14 protein-coding genes are annotated in these 16,179 nt (G+C 69.4%); 6 read left to right on the forward strand and 8 right to left on the reverse strand.

Annotation, left to right across the window (positions count from 1 at the left end; all coding sequences use genetic code 11):
* The first annotated feature begins 25 nt into the window (after nucleotides 1–25).
* Nucleotides 26–424 (forward strand): SRPBCC domain-containing protein, encoded by a 399-nt coding sequence (locus C3E87_RS08060; RefSeq protein WP_076061451.1) that lies wholly within the window; start codon nucleotides 26–28, stop codon nucleotides 422–424.
* A gap of 74 nt (nucleotides 425–498) precedes the next feature.
* On the opposite strand, the gene C3E87_RS08065 is transcribed toward C3E87_RS08060, so the two are convergent.
* Nucleotides 499–1,956 carry a PQQ-binding-like beta-propeller repeat protein gene (locus C3E87_RS08065; RefSeq protein ID WP_076061453.1) on the reverse strand — a complete coding sequence of 486 codons (1,458 nt, stop codon included), beginning with the start codon at nucleotides 1,954–1,956 and terminating at the stop codon, nucleotides 499–501.
* 211 nt (nucleotides 1,957–2,167) lie between these two features.
* Here C3E87_RS08065 and C3E87_RS08070 point away from each other — a divergent pair, with 211 nt between their 5' ends.
* Nucleotides 2,168–4,651, forward strand: a complete 2,484-nt coding sequence (locus C3E87_RS08070) for a sodium-translocating pyrophosphatase (protein WP_076061455.1) — start codon at nucleotides 2,168–2,170, stop codon at nucleotides 4,649–4,651.
* Between the two features lie 104 nt (nucleotides 4,652–4,755).
* On the opposite strand, the gene C3E87_RS08075 is transcribed toward C3E87_RS08070, so the two are convergent.
* The gene (locus C3E87_RS08075; protein WP_076061457.1) at nucleotides 4,756–5,091 is read right to left on the reverse strand and encodes a YciI family protein; all 336 of its coding nucleotides are present in this window, start codon (nucleotides 5,089–5,091) and stop codon (nucleotides 4,756–4,758) included.
* A gap of 146 nt (nucleotides 5,092–5,237) precedes the next feature.
* Between C3E87_RS08075 and C3E87_RS08080 the strand changes: the two genes are divergently transcribed.
* Nucleotides 5,238–6,710: an NAD-dependent succinate-semialdehyde dehydrogenase gene (locus C3E87_RS08080; protein WP_198928249.1), complete on the forward strand. Its 1,473-nt coding sequence runs from the start codon at nucleotides 5,238–5,240 to the stop codon at nucleotides 6,708–6,710.
* A gap of 44 nt (nucleotides 6,711–6,754) precedes the next feature.
* Here the strand turns inward: C3E87_RS08080 and araA are convergent, their stop codons facing one another.
* The 5 genes from araA to C3E87_RS08105 all read right to left on the reverse strand — a co-directional run bounded on the left by araA (nucleotide 6,755) and on the right by C3E87_RS08105 (nucleotide 11,787).
* A complete protein-coding gene (araA, locus tag C3E87_RS08085) occupies nucleotides 6,755–8,272 on the reverse strand; it encodes an L-arabinose isomerase (RefSeq protein WP_076061461.1) in 1,518 nt (505 codons plus the stop codon).
* Between the two features lie 58 nt (nucleotides 8,273–8,330).
* On the reverse strand, nucleotides 8,331–9,041 hold the full coding sequence (locus C3E87_RS08090) for an L-ribulose-5-phosphate 4-epimerase (RefSeq protein ID WP_076061464.1): 711 nt from the start codon (nucleotides 9,039–9,041) through the stop codon (nucleotides 8,331–8,333).
* 62 nt (nucleotides 9,042–9,103) lie between these two features.
* The gene (locus tag C3E87_RS08095; RefSeq protein WP_076061466.1) at nucleotides 9,104–10,123 is read right to left on the reverse strand and encodes a LacI family DNA-binding transcriptional regulator; all 1,020 of its coding nucleotides are present in this window, start codon (nucleotides 10,121–10,123) and stop codon (nucleotides 9,104–9,106) included.
* Nucleotides 10,124–10,142: 19 nt separating this feature from the next.
* On the reverse strand, nucleotides 10,143–10,514 hold the full coding sequence (locus C3E87_RS08100) for an FKBP-type peptidyl-prolyl cis-trans isomerase (protein WP_076061586.1): 372 nt from the start codon (nucleotides 10,512–10,514) through the stop codon (nucleotides 10,143–10,145).
* Between the two features lie 19 nt (nucleotides 10,515–10,533).
* Complete coding sequence (locus C3E87_RS08105) at nucleotides 10,534–11,787, reverse strand: glycosyltransferase 87 family protein (protein WP_076061469.1); 1,254 nt, start codon at nucleotides 11,785–11,787, stop codon at nucleotides 10,534–10,536.
* 54 nt (nucleotides 11,788–11,841) lie between these two features.
* Between C3E87_RS08105 and C3E87_RS08110 the strand changes: the two genes are divergently transcribed.
* The 3 genes from C3E87_RS08110 to C3E87_RS08120 are packed head-to-tail and all read left to right on the forward strand — an operon-like array spanning nucleotide 11,842 to nucleotide 14,811.
* Nucleotides 11,842–12,969: a peptidoglycan bridge formation glycyltransferase FemA/FemB family protein gene (locus C3E87_RS08110; protein ID WP_083665503.1), complete on the forward strand. Its 1,128-nt coding sequence runs from the start codon at nucleotides 11,842–11,844 to the stop codon at nucleotides 12,967–12,969.
* Between the two features lies 1 nt (nucleotide 12,970).
* Nucleotides 12,971–13,996, forward strand: a complete 1,026-nt coding sequence (locus C3E87_RS08115) for an alanine racemase (protein ID WP_076061471.1) — start codon at nucleotides 12,971–12,973, stop codon at nucleotides 13,994–13,996.
* A 32-nt stretch (nucleotides 13,997–14,028) separates the two neighbouring features.
* Nucleotides 14,029–14,811 (forward strand): NAD(P)-dependent oxidoreductase, encoded by a 783-nt coding sequence (locus tag C3E87_RS08120; RefSeq protein WP_076061474.1) that lies wholly within the window; start codon nucleotides 14,029–14,031, stop codon nucleotides 14,809–14,811.
* 3 nt (nucleotides 14,812–14,814) lie between these two features.
* Here C3E87_RS08120 and C3E87_RS08125 read toward each other — a convergent pair whose 3' ends face one another.
* Nucleotides 14,815–16,170, reverse strand: a complete 1,356-nt coding sequence (locus C3E87_RS08125; RefSeq protein ID WP_076061477.1) for a glycosyltransferase 87 family protein — start codon at nucleotides 16,168–16,170, stop codon at nucleotides 14,815–14,817.
* Between the last annotated feature and the right edge of the window lie 9 nt (nucleotides 16,171–16,179).

A 16,179-nucleotide genomic window follows, 5' to 3' on the forward strand; every position in this document is an offset into this window, starting at 1 on the left:
CGCAGTACCCAGGAGGTGCACACAGATGGATGCAGTTGTGGAGGAGACGGCGGAAACCAAGAGCGTGAAGGTGACCCACAAGGTCGCCAAACCGCTCGAGAAGGTGTGGGCGGCGCTCATGCAACCCAACGGCCAGGAGCCGTTGCTGGGCAAGGGTGGTCAACTGGGATCGAAGGGGGTCGACTGGGCGTCCACCGACGGCCCACACGGCGTCACCCGGAGCTTCCACCCCATGGAACAGATCCGGTTCTCCTGGCATGAAGCCGAAGGCGCTCCCCGCAGCCTCGTCGACCTGCAGATGAAACCCGTCGACGGCGGCACCGAGCTTCACCTGACCCACGAACTCATCGAAGATGGCTACGCCCCTGAGTCGTTGACCGAGCGCTGGGAGACCGCGCTCCGGAAACTCGACGACCAGGCCTGACGCAATTGCGGCGGCGGGGTGGGCCGGAGGGCCCACCCCGCCGTCGCGACGGCCGCGTGGAACACGGTGTTGGCTCACCGATAGACCGCGACGCTGTCGTCGTCGCCCACCACCAACCGCCCTCCGTACACGGTGGCATACCCGTGCAACGTCCGCTCCCACCTGACCTCGCCGGTGTCGGGGTCGATGCCCAACGCTTTCGGTTGTGTGGTCTCGCCCGTCTGCGGATCCGTCGGTGCGATCAGCACGACGAGCTGCCCCTCCCCCACGTACACGGCCGCTTCACCGGCGCGCGCCTCGATGGGGGTGCGCATCACCTCGCGTCCGGTGGTGGCGTCGAAGCGCAGCACCGCCATGGCTGCGGAACCGTAGGCTCCCTCGAGGGCGATGAGGTCGTCGCCCCACAGCGCTCCGGGCGCAGCACCCTGCGGATCCCCCCACAGCTGGTTTGCCAGCGGTGTCACCCACCGCACTTTTCCGGTGCGCGGATCGAGCCGTTGCAGCTCCCCCTTGCCGCTCAGGGGCAGGAGGTAGAGGAGCCCGTCGTTGACCACGGTCCCCCAGTTGCCCACCTCGGAGCGCCACACCTCCTCCCCCGATGCGGGCTCGATGGCACGGACCGCGCCGAACTCGTTGATGACCGTCACGCCGTCCACCACGTGCATCGACGGCCGCGTAGGCTGCCAGTCGGGCTGCGCGCCGTCGGACATCCGGAACACGTAGCGGTAGGCGGCGAACTCAGACGCGGCCGAGTCCGGCGCGAGGTACGCGAATCCGTCAGACTCCAGGACCTGCCTCGCAAAGCCTCCAGACCATCCACCCCCGGCGTCGACGTCGACATCGACGTCCCACAGTGGGTGCACCAGATCGCCGGGGTCGTAGGCCATCAATCTGGCCGTGCCAGGACCGTGGGGGTCCTCGTCGTTCTGGCGTACCGCCAGGAACAACGTGCCGTTGTTGCTTGAAGAAACCCAGCTGTACCCGCCAGGCGACTCGAAGACGTTCCCGGCCGAGTCCGTGTACTCCGTGGAATCGAACACCGGCATCTCCAGCCGGTGCATCTCCCGGCCGGTCTCGCGGTCCAGTAACGCCATCGCCCCTTTGAGGGGCACGCCGACCCACGGGGTCCCCGGCAGATCAGTGAGGTGCGACTCGCCGAAGCCCCACACGCCCTGCACGGAGGTCCGCCACAGCTCTTCGCCCGAACCAGCGGCCAGCAGGGCCACCTGAGGCAGCGACGGGTCGCCGCCTCCGACAGAGACCAGGAGGCGGTCGCCGCCGACTGGCTCGAAACCCCCGTACGCCCTCCCGTCGTCGCCCCATCGCCACGCCTCGATGGGCCCCTCCTGGAGGCCGAGGACCTGCGGCACGGGGGGCGGCGACGACCTGAGCAGGAGCACCAGCCCTAGCCCCAGCGCCACGGCCACGGCCACCGCCACGACGGCAGTGCGGCCCCTGGACCATGGCCCGCCGAGTCGCCCGGTGGAGTCTGGTGCCGGCGGCGCGTCCAGGTCCAGCACGTCTTCGGTCATGCGGACAGCCTAGGGTCGCCGGACGCCGGCCGCGTCAGCCACCCTGCAACGCGTGCGGCGCCCCAGATGCCAGCGACGTTGAGCGATCTAACCCAACCCCCGCCGACTTCGGTCACTACCGGACGTAGTATTAGGGGACGGCACATTGCGTCGCGGGCCAGTTTCAAGGAAGAAGACGGTCATTATGGCAACCATGCTCTCCAGCAGAGGGATGAGGCGCGCCCGCTGGGCTGCGCTGGCAATCGCAGGACTCACTGCACTCGGAATCACCGGCTGTGCGGGCGACGGCGCCCCGCCCGGCGAGACCCACGTCGGAGGTGAGGCCAACCTGCAGCTGCCGGATCTCGGCAGCGTCGATTTCCTCGGCATCCCCGGTTCCGCGCTCCTCGGGCTCGGCCTCATCGTGTGCGCGCTGGGTCTCGGTTTCGGCCTGATGACCTACACGCAACTCAAGCGCATGCCCGCCCATTCGGCGATGCGCGAGATCTCGGAACTCATCTACACCACCTGCAAGGCCTACCTGAAGCAGCAGGGCAAGTTCCTGCTGGTGCTGTGGGCGTTCATCGCCGCGATCATCATCTTCTATTACCTGTTCCTCGTCGGCTTCGGCGTCGGGAAGACCGCCATCGTGATCGCGTTCTCGCTGATCGGCATGGCCGGCTCCTACGGCGTCGCCTGGTACGGCATCCGCGTCAACACGCTGGCGAACTCGCGCACCGCGCACGCAGCGCTCGGCGGCAAGCCCTATCCCTGCCACGACATCCCGCTGCGCTCCGGCATGAGCATCGGCATGGTGCTGATCTCGGTCGAACTCGCGATGATGCTCATCATCATGGTGTTCCTGCCCGGCGAGATCGCCGGCGCCTGCTTCATCGGCTTCGCCATCGGCGAGTCCCTCGGCGCGTCCGCCCTCCGCATCGCGGGCGGCATCTTCACCAAGATCGCCGACATCGGCGCCGACCTCATGAAGATCGTCTTCAAGATCAAGGAAGACGACGCCCGCAACCCCGGCGTCATCGCCGACTGCACCGGTGACAACGCCGGCGACTCCGTCGGCCCCTCGGCAGACGGCTTCGAGACCTACGGCGTCACAGGCGTCGCGCTGATCACCTTCATCCTCATCGGCGTACCGGAAGTCAGCATGCAGGTGACCCTCCTCGTGTGGCTGTTCGTCATCCGCGCCGCCATGGTGGTCGCCTCCGGTATCTCCTACTTCGCCAACCGCGCCTGGGCGAAGGCCCGCTACGCCAACGCCGACGACATGGACTTCGAGGCACCCCTGACCTCGCTGGTCTGGATCACCTCGGTTGTCTGCATCGCCACCACATTCCTCACCTCGATCCTGCTCATCGGCAACCTCGAGGGTGGCCTCTGGTGGAAGCTGTCGTTGATCGTCAGCTGCGGCACGCTGGCCGGCGCCCTCATCCCCGAACTGGTCAAGGTCTTCACCTCCACCAGCGCCCGCCACACCCAGGAAGTGGTCATCTCCTCCAACAAGGGCGGCCCCTCGCTGGGCATCCTCTCCGGCCTCGTCTCGGGCAACTTCTCCGCCTACTGGCTGGGGATGGCGATCGCGGCCCTGATGGCCGTCGCCTACGGCATCTCCACCCTCGGCCTGAGCGACATGATGCTGGCCCCGGCCGTCTTCGCCTTTGGCCTGGTCGCCTTCGGTTTCCTGGGCATGGGCCCCGTCACCATCGCGGTGGACTCCTACGGCCCGGTGACCGACAACGCGCAGTCCGTCTTCGAGCTGTCGACGGTGGAACATGACCCGAGCGCGGCCGACGAGTTGGCCACCGAGTTCGGCCATGAGCCCGACTTCGAGCGCGCCAAGTACTTCCTCGAGGCCAACGACGGCGCGGGCAACACGTTCAAGGCGACGGCGAAGCCCGTGCTGATCGGCACCGCGGTCGTCGGCGCCACCACCATGATCTTCTCGATCATGATGGGCCTCACCGACGGTCTGGAGAACGCGGAGGCCGTCGCGAACCTGTCGCTGCTGCACGCCCCGTTCCTGCTCGGCCTGCTCGTCGGCGGCGCCGTCATCTATTGGTTCACCGGCGCCTCCATCCAGGCCGTGACGACCGGCGCCTACCGGGCCGTCGAGTTCATCGGCGCCAACATCAAGCTCGACGGGGTGACCCGGGCGAGCGAGGAGGACTCGGCCAAGGTCGTCCAGATCTGCACCCAGTACGCCCAGAAGGGCATGTTCAACATCTTCCTCGGCGTCTTCTTCTCCACGCTCGCGTTCGCCTTCGTGGAGCCATTCTTCTTCATCGGCTACCTGATCGCCATGGCCCTGTTCGGCCTGTACCAGGCCATCTTCATGGCCAATGCGGGCGGTGCCTGGGACAACGCGAAGAAGATCGTCGAAGTGGATCTCGACGCCAAGGGCACAGCCCTGCACGACGCCACCATCATCGGCGACACCGTCGGCGATCCCTACAAGGACACCTCGTCGGTGGCGCTGAACCCGGTGATCAAGTTCACCACCCTGTTCGGTCTCCTCGCGGTCGAACTCGCGGTCTCCCTGAACGCTCAGGGCGGCCAGGTGCTGACCTGGGTGCTGGCCGCGGCGTTCTTCTTCGCGTCGCTGTTCTTCGTCCACCGCTCCTTCTACGGCATGCGCATCAACGAGAACATGTCGGAGATGGAGATCGATCGGACAACCGAGGCTGTCGCGATCGACGCCTGACCCCCATTCCGAGTCGGAACCGCTCGGCACAAGGCCCGGATCTCCCTCCCCCAGGGAGATCCGGGCCTCGCGTGTTTGTCGGCCAGCCGGCTTGGGCGCCCCGCTCAGCCCTGGAAGGGCCGCACCTCGACGGTGGGGTTGCAGCCGGTGGCCACCGCCCGTTTCGCCCAGTCGAGCGCGGCCGCGTCGTCCTCGACGTCGATGACCCAGAACCCGTTGACCTGGTCCGGGTACTGCAGCACCGGGCCCTCGACGACGACACCCTCGGACGTGACGTACCGGGCGTCCGACGGTGGGGTGAGCCCGCCGGCGAACACCCACGCGCCGGCGTCCATCATCTCCCGGTTGAGGGCGTCGACCGCGGCGAAGATCTCGCTCTGATCGGCATCCTCCGCGAACGGCTTCCCGTCGTGGATGACTGATAGCAGGAACTGGGGCATGGCTACTCCTCGTGTGCTCCGGTGCCGGTTCGTGCCCCCAGCCTCACCGTCAGCACGCCCCACGTCAAGGGTCGATCACGACGCGCCGGGCGCGTCGTTCGTAGACTGGGGGCAGCGACTCCCAGCCGCAGATGTCAGGAGTGACCATGTCCACAGACCGCACCGCCCGCGCGTTGGCCTTGGCGCCAGCCGAGCTCTTCATCGACGGCGTGTGGCGCCCTTCATCCTCCGGCGAGACCTTCGCTGTGCACAACCCCGCCACCGGCGAGGTGCTCACCCAGGTCGCCTCCGCCACGCCGGACGACGGCATGGCCGCGCTGGCGGCTGCCGACGGCGCCGCATCGGGCTGGGCGCGTACCCCGGCGAGGGAGCGCTCTGAGCTGCTGCGTCGCGCCTACGACCTGCTGATGGAGCGCGCCGACGACTTCGCCGCGCTGATGACCATCGAGATGGGCAAGCCGCTGGCCGAGGCCAGGGGCGAGGTGACCTACGGCGGGGAGTTCCTCCGGTGGTTCGCCGAGGAGGCCGTCCGGATCAACGGCCGCTACTCCCCCTCGCCGGAGGGCACCCTGCGCATGCTGACGGTGCGCCGCCCCGTGGGTACCGCCCTGTTCATCACGCCGTGGAACTTCCCGCTCGCGATGGCCACCCGCAAGATCGCCCCGGCGTTGGCGGCCGGGTGCACCACCATCCTGAAGCCCGCCGCCCTGACGCCGCTCACCTCGCTGGCCTTCGTGCGCCTCCTGGAGGAGGTGGGCGTGCCCCAGGGCGTGGTGAACGTCATCCCGACGGAGGACGCGCAGCCCGTGACCGGCCCCATCATCCGCGACCGTCGCCTGCGGAAGCTGTCGTTCACCGGCTCCACCGCCGTCGGTATGGCGCTGCTCGAGGAGTGCGCCGGCAACGTGGTGCGCACGTCGATGGAGTTGGGCGGCTGCGCGCCGTTCATCGTGTTCGACGACGCGGACCTCGGCAAGGCCGTGGAGTCGGCCTACCAGACGAAGATGCGCAACATGGGCGAGGCCTGCAACGCGGCCAACACCTTCTACGTCCAGGCCGGGGTCGCCGACGAGTTCGCCGAGCGGCTGGCGGCGCGTCTGGCCGCGCTCACCGTCGGCGACGGCCTCGAGGAGGGCACCCAGGTGGGTCCCCTGATCTCCGACGGCGCACGCAAGGGCGTCGGAGACCTGGTTGACGAGGCGGTGCGGCAGGGCGCGAAGGTGCTGACCGGCGGGGGGCCTGTCGACGGACCGGGGTACTTCTACGCCCCCACCGTGCTCACAGGTGTCACCGCCGACGCGGCCATCGCGTCGTCCGAGATCTTCGGCCCAGTGGCCCCCGTGACGACGTTCGAGACCGAGGACGAGGTGGTCGAGCGGGTCAACGCCTCCCCCGTCGGGCTCTCCGCCTACCTGCACACCGGCGACCTGGCCAGGGTCTGGCGGATGACCGAGCGCCTGGAGACGGGCATGCTCGGCGTCAACGGCGGCACCATCTCGAATGCTGCCGCGCCGTTCGGTGGCGTCAAGCACTCCGGGATGGGGCGCGAGGGCGGCCCTGAGGGCATCGAGGCGTACCTGGAGACGATGTACGTCGGCTTCGCCGACCCGTTCGCCTGACCCGGCCCGGCCGCTCCCCCGGCGGCGCGGACCGGGTTCAGCCGTCAGAGGCCCTGGGCCAGGCGGTAGTAGGCCTGGTTCCAGCGGACCAGCTGCTGGAACTCCGGCAGCGTCGTGGCGTCGTCGATCACCAGGAGCTCCACCTGGGCCATGTCCGCGAAGTCGCGGAACGCCTCGATGCCCACGGCCGTCGACATCACGGTGTGGTGCGCGGCGCCGGCGGTGAGCCACGCGGCGGCGCTGGTCCTGAAGTCCGGCTGCGGCTTCCAGACGGCGCGGCCCACCGGCAGCTTGGGCAGCGCGGCGCGGGGCTCGACGTTCTCGACGACGTTGGCGGTCAGGCGGAAGCGGTCGCGCATGTCGCTCAGCGCGACGACCACGGCGGGCCCAGGGTCTGCCGTGAAGACCAGGCGCACCGGGTCCTCCTTGCCGCCGATGCCGAGCGGATGGATCTCCAGGGTGGGCTTCGCGGTGGTCAGCGACGGCGACACCTCCAGCATGTGCGCCCCGAGGATGAGCTCGTCACCCGGGGTCATGTCGTAGGTGTAGTCCTCCATCAGGCTCGCCCCGCCGGGCAGGCCCGCGCCCATGACGTTGGCGATCCGCACCAGGATGGCGGTCTTCCAGTCCCCCTCGGCACCGAAGCCGTAGCCCTCGGCCATGAGGCGCTGCACGGCCAGCCCCGGCAACTGCTTGAGGGAGCCGAGGTCCTCGAAGCTGGTGGTGAAGGCGCCGAAGCCGCCCTCCTCCAGGAAGGAGCGCAGGCCGAGCTCGATCGCCGCGCCGTCGCGGAGCGACTGGTGCCGCTCCCCTCCCTTACGCAGCTCCGGAGCGACCTCGTACAGCTCCTCGTACTCGGCGACGAGAGCGTCGACGGCATCCTCGGACGCCGCGGCGACCGCGTCGGCCAGCTCATTGACGCCCCAGGTGTTCACCTGGACGCCGAAGCGCAGTTCCGCCTCCGTCTTGTCGCCCTCGGTGACGGCGACGAAGCGCATGTTGTCGCCGAAGCGGGCGAGCTTGAGGCTGCGGGAGGCGGCGAGGCCGGCGGCCGCGCGCTGCCAGGTGCCCAGTTCGCGCTGGACCTGCGGGTCCGAGGCGTGCCCGACGATGGTCTTGCGCGGCACCCCGAGCCGGGTCTGGATGTAGCCGAACTCACGGTCGCCGTGCGCGGCCTGGTTGAGGTTCATGAAGTCGAAGTCGATGTCCGCCCAGGGCAGCTCGACGTTGGCCTGGGTGTGGAGGTGGGCCAGCGGCTTCTGCAGCGCATCGAGGCCGGCGATCCACATCTTCGCGGGGCTGAACGTGTGCATCCAGGCGATGAGGCCGATCACCCGGTCGTCGGCGTTGGCTTCGAGAGCGACGCGCTTGATCGCGGCGGAGTCCGTGAGCACAGGCTTCCAGACGATCGAGACCGGAACGTCGCCCGCCTCCTCGAGTACCCGGGCGATCTCCTTGGACTGCTCCGCCACCTGGGCGAGCGTTTCGGGCCCGTACAGGTGCTGGCTTCCGGTGAGGAACCAGACCTCGTAGCCGTCGAGGGAAGTGGTGAGCTTGGGCATGCGGATGGACCTTTCGGTGGCTGAGGGCTGCGTCGGTACGCGGTGGTGGGGTGGGGTGTCAGCGGCGAGCGTCGGTGCTCTGGCCGTAGACGTTCTGGTAGCGGTCGAAGAGGCTGTCGATCGCCTCCTGCGGGATGGGGACGAGCGGTCCGGCCTCGCGCGCGTAGTGCACGGTGCGGGCGACGTCCTCCACCATGATGGCGGCCTTGACGGCGTCCTTCGCGTCCACGCCGATGGTGAAGGGGCCGTGGTTCTGCATGAGCACGGCGCGGCTGCGGTGGCCCCGGAGGGTCTCGACGATGCCGCGGCCGATGGAGTCGTCGCCGATGATCGCGAACGGGCCCACGGGGATGGGGCCGCCGAACTCGTCCGCCATGGCCGTGATGACGCAGGGGATCTCCTCGCCGCGCGCCGCCCAGGCGACGGCGAACGTGGAGTGGGTGTGCACGACGCCGCCGACGTCGGGCATGTTGCGGTACACGTAGGCGTGCGCGGCGGTGTCGCTCGACGGCGAGCGCTCGCTGCCCTCTGAGCCCGGAACCACGTTGCCGTCGAGGTCGCACAGGATCATGTTCTGCGGGGTCAGGTCGTCGTAGCTGACGCCGGACGGCTTGATGACGAACAGGTCCGCCCCGGGCACCCGGCCGGAGACGTTGCCGCCCGTCCAGACGATCAGGTTGTAGCGCACGAGTTCGCCGTGCAGCCGGGCGACATCAGCCCGGACGCTGCTGATGGCGGCTTGGACCTCGGCGGAGAAGGGTGTGCTCACGGGTAACCTCCCAGAGTCGACTGTGACCGGTCACACAAGCGTATCTCCAACAGCGCCGTAGGTCAAGGACCCAGGCGGTCAGCGATCGGGCGGGCGACCGACGCGCGCGGGATCAACACCGGTGCGATGGGTTCCCGTGCGGGCGCCGCGGCATCCGGACCCGCGATGAAGGCTTCAACGGCCCGGCGGCCGAGTTCCTCGAAGTCCTGGCGCACCGTGGTGAGCTGCGGCCAGTAGTACGCCGCGTCGGGGATGTCGTCGAAGCCGACGACGCTGATGTCGCCCGGCACGGTGACGCCCGCCTCGTGCAGCCCGCCGATGAGACCGAGCGCCATCTGGTCGTTGGCGGTGAAGACGCCGGTGGCACCGGATTCGAGCACCGCCGCGGCCGCCTCGTAGCCGGAGCGCGCCGTCCAGTCGCCCAGGTGGAGGACGACGCCGTCGAGGCCCCGGGCCTGCGTCTCGGCGGTGAAGCCGGCGGCCCGAGCCTCGGCCTCCAGCCAACTCGCCGGCCCGGCGAGGTGGGCGATGCTCACGTGCCCGGCATCCGCCAGCGCGTCCACCGCCAGGCGGGCGCCCTCGGCCTGGTCTACGGAGAGCCAGGGCGCGCCGTGACCGGCCGAGTGCAGGGTGAGGACACGAACGCCCGTCGCCAGCGCGTCGATGGTGCGCAGCGTCTGTTCGTGGGGGGCCACGACGACGATGCCCTCCACCCCCTGAGCCACGAGGTGCTCGATGGCGGCGGCCACGGCGGTGTCGTCGTCGGCCTGCGCGAACGCGGCGCTGATCCAGTACCCCGCCACCCGCGCCGACGCCTCGATGGCGGCGACCGAGCGGGACGGGCCGTACAGCAGCGCATCGGAGGCGAGGATCCCGAGCGTGCGGGAGCGGCGCGTGCCCAGGGCCCGGGCGGCGTTGTTCATCCGGTAGCCGAGCTCCTCCATCGCCCGGACGACGCGGGCCTTGGTGGCCTCCGCGACGTCGGGGTTGTTGTTGAGGACCCTCGACACCGTCTGACGCGACACGCCCGCGAGGGTGGCGACGTCGCGTACGCCGACCACCCGCTTGCCCCCGGGAGTCACTTCGCCCAGCCGTGGGTGATCAGTTGAGGCCGATGAGGTCACAGACGAAGATCAGCGTCTCGCCCGGGGCGATGACGCCACCTGCGCCACGCTCGCCGTAGGCGAGGTGCGACGGGATGACCAGCTGACGACGGCCGCCGACCTTCATGCCCTGGATGCCCTTGTCCCAGCCCTGGATGACCTGGCCGATGCCGAGCCGGAACGAGAGCGGCTCGCCGCGGTTCCAGGAGGAGTCGAACTCCTCGCCGGAGCCGAAGGCGACACCCACGTAGTGCACGTGCGCGACGTCGCCGGCCGCGGCCACCGCGCCGTCGCCCTCCACGATGTCCGTGATGTCCAAATCTGCCGGGGGCTCGCCACCGGGGAAGTCGATCTCGGGCTTCTCATTCATGTTTGCCATGATGTCGACCCTACAAGCTCGACGGCCTGCTGCGTAGGCTGCGGCGGTGGACGAACGCCGCGAGGCCCAGGACGACGAGCGCGCCGAGGACCCACCAGAAGTAGGCGCCGCCCACCACCTGCTGGAAGGGCGTCCAGTTGGGGTTCTGCTCGGGCGGGTGCGGGAAGTCCCAGTGGGGTGAGTGGCGGAAGACCCAGAGCCCGGCGGCCCCGGTCAGGGCCGTCAGCCAGGCCGCCCACACCGGGCCGAGCCGCCACGCCCAGGCCGTGACGACGACCAGGGCGGGGGCCACCCAGACGAAGTGGTGGCTCCACGACACCGGGGAGGCCACCAGCGCGTAGAGCCCCAGCACGACGGCGGGGGTCACGTCATCGCCCTGCGCGAAGAGGACACGGACGAGCGCCAGGCAGGCCAGGCCGATCAGGACGCAGGCCACCAACCAGATCCAGGTGGCGGCGTCGCCGCTCAGCGCGCGGTGCACCATGCCGTTGAGGGACTGGTTGGCCGGGTAGGCCGGCTCGCCGATCCGCTCCGAATCCGGCAGCACCCGCGTCCAGTAGGCGATGGAATCGCGCGGCCGCAGAGCGAACCCGATCCCCGTGTACAGCAGCGCGGAACCCACCCCGACGATGAGCGGGCGCCAGTCGCGCCGCATCAGGAACCAGGCGAGGAACACCACCGGCGTCAGCTTCACCGCGAACGCGAGCCCCACCAGCGAGCCCTGCCACCACCTGCCCCTCCCGGCCAGCAGGTCGACCATCACCAGCGCCATCAGGACGGCGTTGATCTGGCCGAACTCGACCGTCTCGGCCAGCGGGTCGAGGTGCAGCGCGAGGCAGCCCAGCGCGACGGTGAGCCACAGCGCGTCGCGTCGGTTGCTGCCCAGTTCGCGCACCACCAGGTACAACACGCCGAGCATGGCCGCCACCGTCAGCGCGGACAGCGTCACCGAGCCCACCCGCCAGGAGACGAACGTGAAGGCGGAGAAGATCGCCGCCGCGATCGGCGGGTAGGTGAACGGGAGGTTCGCACCGATGATCGTGTCCGGCATGCGGCCGTAGAGCTCGCCGCCGTCGCGGAACACCTGGCCGCCGATGCGGTAGACGTCGAAGTCGATGCGGTACGGGATGAAGTCCTCGCCCGGGAAGCCGTAGAGCCAGCTGTAGGTGAGGTAGCCCAGCCACCCCAGCGCCAGTAGGCGCAGCACCCAGGAATGCAGATAGGTGTCGACGGCTCGTAGGACAAGGGTACGGACGTCGGGCATGGAGAGATCCTACGGTGGCACGGCCTGCGGGCCGACTTGGGTAGCCTGTGGTTCGTGAGCATCGAGTGTCGTCCCATCCCGGCCGAGGAGCACCTCGCCTTCATCGAGGCGCGCGGTTCCGCGTCGTTCCTCCAGACCCCGGCGTGGGGGAAGGTGAAGCCGGAGTGGCGCTCCGAGTCCGTCGGGTTCTTCGCCGACGGCGAGCTGACGGGAGTTGGCCTCATCCTCTACCGGCAGCTGCCGAAGGTGAAGCGCTACCTCGCCTACCTCCCCGAGGGGCCCGTTCTCGACTGGGCCCGCCCGGACGTCGACGAGCATGTGGACGCCCTGGTCAGGCACGCGAAGCAGCGCAAGGCGTTCGCGGTGCGGATCGGGCCGTGGCTCACGCACCGGCGCTGGGCGGCGCAGACCATCAAGGACGCCGTCGCAGACGACAACGTCACGCTCCTCTCCCAGCGGGAGCCGGACGAGACCAGCCTGGTGGGTACCCGGGTGCGCAACGCCCTGCTGCATGCCGGCTGGGTCACCGACGAGAAGGGCGAGGGCTTCGCGGCCGGCCAGCCGAAGTTCAACTTCCACCTGCCGCTGCGCCACGGGGACGGCACGCAGAAGAGCGACGACGAGCTGCTGAAGGGCATGAACCAGCAATGGCGCCGCAACATCAAGAAGGCCGGCAAGGAGGGCGTCACCGTCCGCACCGGCACCCGTGCTGACCTGGCGGCGTTCCACCGGATCTACCTCGAGACGGCCCAGCGCGACGGCTTCACCGGCCGCGGCCTCTCCTACTTCGAGGTGATGTGGGACGCGCTCAACGCGGAGGCCCCTGAGCGCATGAAGGTCTACCTGGCAGAGCACGACGGCGACCTCGTCGCCGCCACCACCATGGTCACCGTCGGCGAGCACGCCTGGTACTCCTACGGCGCCTCCACCACCGCCAAGCGTGAGGTGCGCGGCTCCAACGCCGTCCAGTGGCAGATGATCCGCGACGCGAACGCCGCGGGCTGCGCCGTCTATGACATGCGCGGCATCGTCGAGGGCGTGGGCGCGGACCATCCCGAGATCGGCCTGATCCAGTTCAAGGTGGGCACCGGCGGCGAGGCCGTGGCGTACCTGGGCGAATGGGACTACGCCATCAACAAGCCCATCCACTGGGCGTTCAACCAGTACCTCAAGAGGCGATGACATGACGCTGACGCTGAACATCGACGCGCACCGCTGGCGCGCACACCTCGACGGCTTCCAGCGGCAGGTGGGCGGGCTCGTCCCCGTGGCGAAGGGCAACGGCTACGGTTTCGGCCTCGGCACGCTGGCCGCGGAGGCCAAACGGCTGGGCACGCAGACGCTTGCCGTCGGCATCGCCCAGGAGGTCGCAGCCGTGCGGGCGGGCGGCTGGGACGACGACATCGTGGTGCTCAATCCCTGGCGCCCCTTCGACGCGGCGGCCACCGCCCTGCTGAACGACCCGAAGGTCATCACCACCGTCTCGCGCGCCGAGGACCTCCGCGCGCTGACCCAGTCGCATCCGAAGGCCAGGGTCATCGTCGAGATCGAGACCGCGATGCACCGCCACGGGCTGGATCCGCGCCAACTGGCAGCAGACGCGTTCGGCGACCTCTGGTTCGAGGGCTGGGCCGTCCACCTCCCGGCCGACGGCTCGCTCGCGGAGGCGAACCGGCTCGCGCAGGCGGGTCTGGCCACCCGCACCGGCCCCGTGTGGCTGTCGCACCTCAGCGTCGACGACTACCGCACCTTCGCGGCCGGCCTGAGCGTACCCACCTACCTGCGCGTCGGCACCAGGCTCTGGCTCGGCGACAAGCAGGCCTACCGGACCACCGCCACCGTGCTCGACGTCCACCGCATCAAGAAGGGCGAGGTGCTGGGCTACCACGGAGTGCCCGCACCGAAGGACGGGTGGATCGTCATCGTCTCCGGCGGCACCGCCCACGGCGTGGCCATGGCGGCTCCCGTGCCGCAGCGCTCCTTGAAGCAGCGCGGCGTGACTCTCGCGCAGGGCCTGCTGGACGCCGTCGGCCGCACGCTGTCGCCGTATGCGATCGGCGGGAAGAAGCGGAGTTTCGCCGAACCCCCGCACATGCACTCGTCGATGGTCTTCGTGCCCGGCGAGTACCCGCTTACGAAGGTCGGCGACGAGGTGCCGGTCACCACGCGCATGACGACGGCGACCCCTGACGAGATCTTCTGGACCTGAGCGGTTGGCCCGGTCATTTGTGAAGATGGATCATGGCTGACAACAAGCGCAGGATTCTCATCACCGGTGCCACCGGCGGGATCGGGCTGCTCCTCGAGGAGCGCCTCATGCCGGATTACGACGTCGTCTCCCACGGCCGCACCCCCGCCAACGACGAGCAGGCCAAGCGCCTCCGCACGGCGGACCTCGAGAACTACGACGAGGTGCGCGCGCTCATGGACGGGGTCGAGGTGGTCCTCCACCTGGCCGGTCAGGCCTCCCCTGAGGCCGAGTGGGACGAGGTGGTGGGCCCCAACATCATCGGTTTCCGCAACGTCCTGGAGGCGGCCCGCGACGCGGGCGTGCGCCGGTTCGTGTTCGCCTCATCCAACCACGCGATGGGCATGTACGACCGCGACGAGGACTGGCCCGTCTACCCCCACCACCTCCCCCGGCCTGATTCGCTGTACGGCGTGTCCAAGGTCTTCGGCGAGGCGCTGGGCCGGTACTACCACGACAAGTACGGCCTGGAGTTCATCTCGCTGCGCATCGGCTGGTCCACGGAGGACCCGCTGGCGGCAGAGGAGGAACTGCTCCACGCCATGTGGCTGAGCAGTGACGACACCGAGCGGGTGTTCCGGCGCGCCATCGAGGCGGAGAACGTCGGCTACGGCCTCTACTACGCCATCTCGGACAACCCGAACCGCCGCTGGGACCTCACCAACACCATGCTGGAGCTGGGCTACCGGCCGGTGGACTCCGTCGCGGATCTGGAGAAGGAGGACGTGGTGGAGGGTGGCCACGGCACCCCGGACAACTGGCCCGAGGGGAGCTGAGGCTCAGACCGTCGCGGCGGCGGTGGGGCGCTCGAAGCCGGCGAGGTAGTCCTTCTCGTCGGGGAGCACCGGGTCTCGGAGCGGATCGCGGGTGGGCCGCACGATGTCGGCAACCACCTCGGCCAGGATCCACACCTCCACCGCGACGTGCAGGAGGATGGCCGCCCAGTAGAGCATGAACGGCCCGTTCTGGTTGGTGGTCAGCCACCCGCCGAGCCACCCCCAGATGGCGATGTAGTAGGCCACCTGGGTGATGGACAGGGCGATCAGTTCCGGCTTGTACGGGCGTGCCAGCACGAGCGCCAGCAGCAGCCAGAGGGCGGACTGCGGCGGGAACGCGGGGCCCATCAGCAGCGTGGCGAAGACCACCACCGCCACCATCGAGCCCACCCGCGGCCGCTTCCGAGCCACGTACAGGTAGGCGATGAACGCGCCGAGCCCGAGCAGCAACACCACGAAAAGCAGCGGCCCGGACTCCCGCAGCTGCAGGCCGAACATCAGCTCGAGGACGTACCAGAGCGAGCCGTAGCTGGTGCCCTTGTTGATCTCGCCGTGGTAGTACAGGTAGACGCGGTCGAAGTTCTGGAGCAGCAGTGGCAGGTGCACGGCGAAGAACGTGACCAGGGCCGGCGCGATGAACGCGGTGGCCCTGCGCCAGCCTCCCCGCAGGCCCAGGCTGACGAGTACCGCCAGGATCACGCCGATCGGCATCGTGCCGGCTGAGGCGGCCAGGCCGAGCACGATGCCCGCCTCCAGCAGCCGCCCGCGGGCCACCTGCACCAGGCCGAGCGCGGTGAACGCCACCGGCACCAGGTCCCAGTTGACGAGGCCCACGGCCAGCACCACGGGCGAGGCGGCCACGATCAGGGCGTCCCAGGACGGGCGTCCGGGCCGGCGACGACCCAGCCAGGCGACACACGCCACCAGGATCAGGAAACAGACGAAGAGCCCCAGCACCGTCAGGCCGAAGAAGACGACGCTGGAGTCCACCTCGTCGGCGAGGCTGGCGCTGCGGCGGATGGGCGCATCGAACAGCACCGTCGCCGTCTTGCGCGTGACCAGGATGGCCGCGGCGATCAGCGGCGCGAACAGCATCGTCGCGCTGCCCAGTGGCGAGTTGCCCCGCCCGAAGCCCTGCCCCAGCCACGACGACTGGATGTCGGTGTAACAGAGCAGCTTGTACATGTCGACCTGCTGGTGCGCCGTGGTCTGGACGCACGGCACGTGACGCACGAACAGCACCAGGAACACGGCCGTTGCCAGCAGGAAGGCCCACGGCAACGGGTTGAACCAGATACCCCGCGGGTTGGCATGACGGCCCATGGGGCCCCCGAGGCCGGGCAGCAGCGCGTTCTTCACGCGCTCACT

This window comes from Tessaracoccus sp. ZS01, assembly GCF_022342445.1.
GTDB lineage: Bacteria > Actinomycetota > Actinomycetes > Propionibacteriales > Propionibacteriaceae > Arachnia.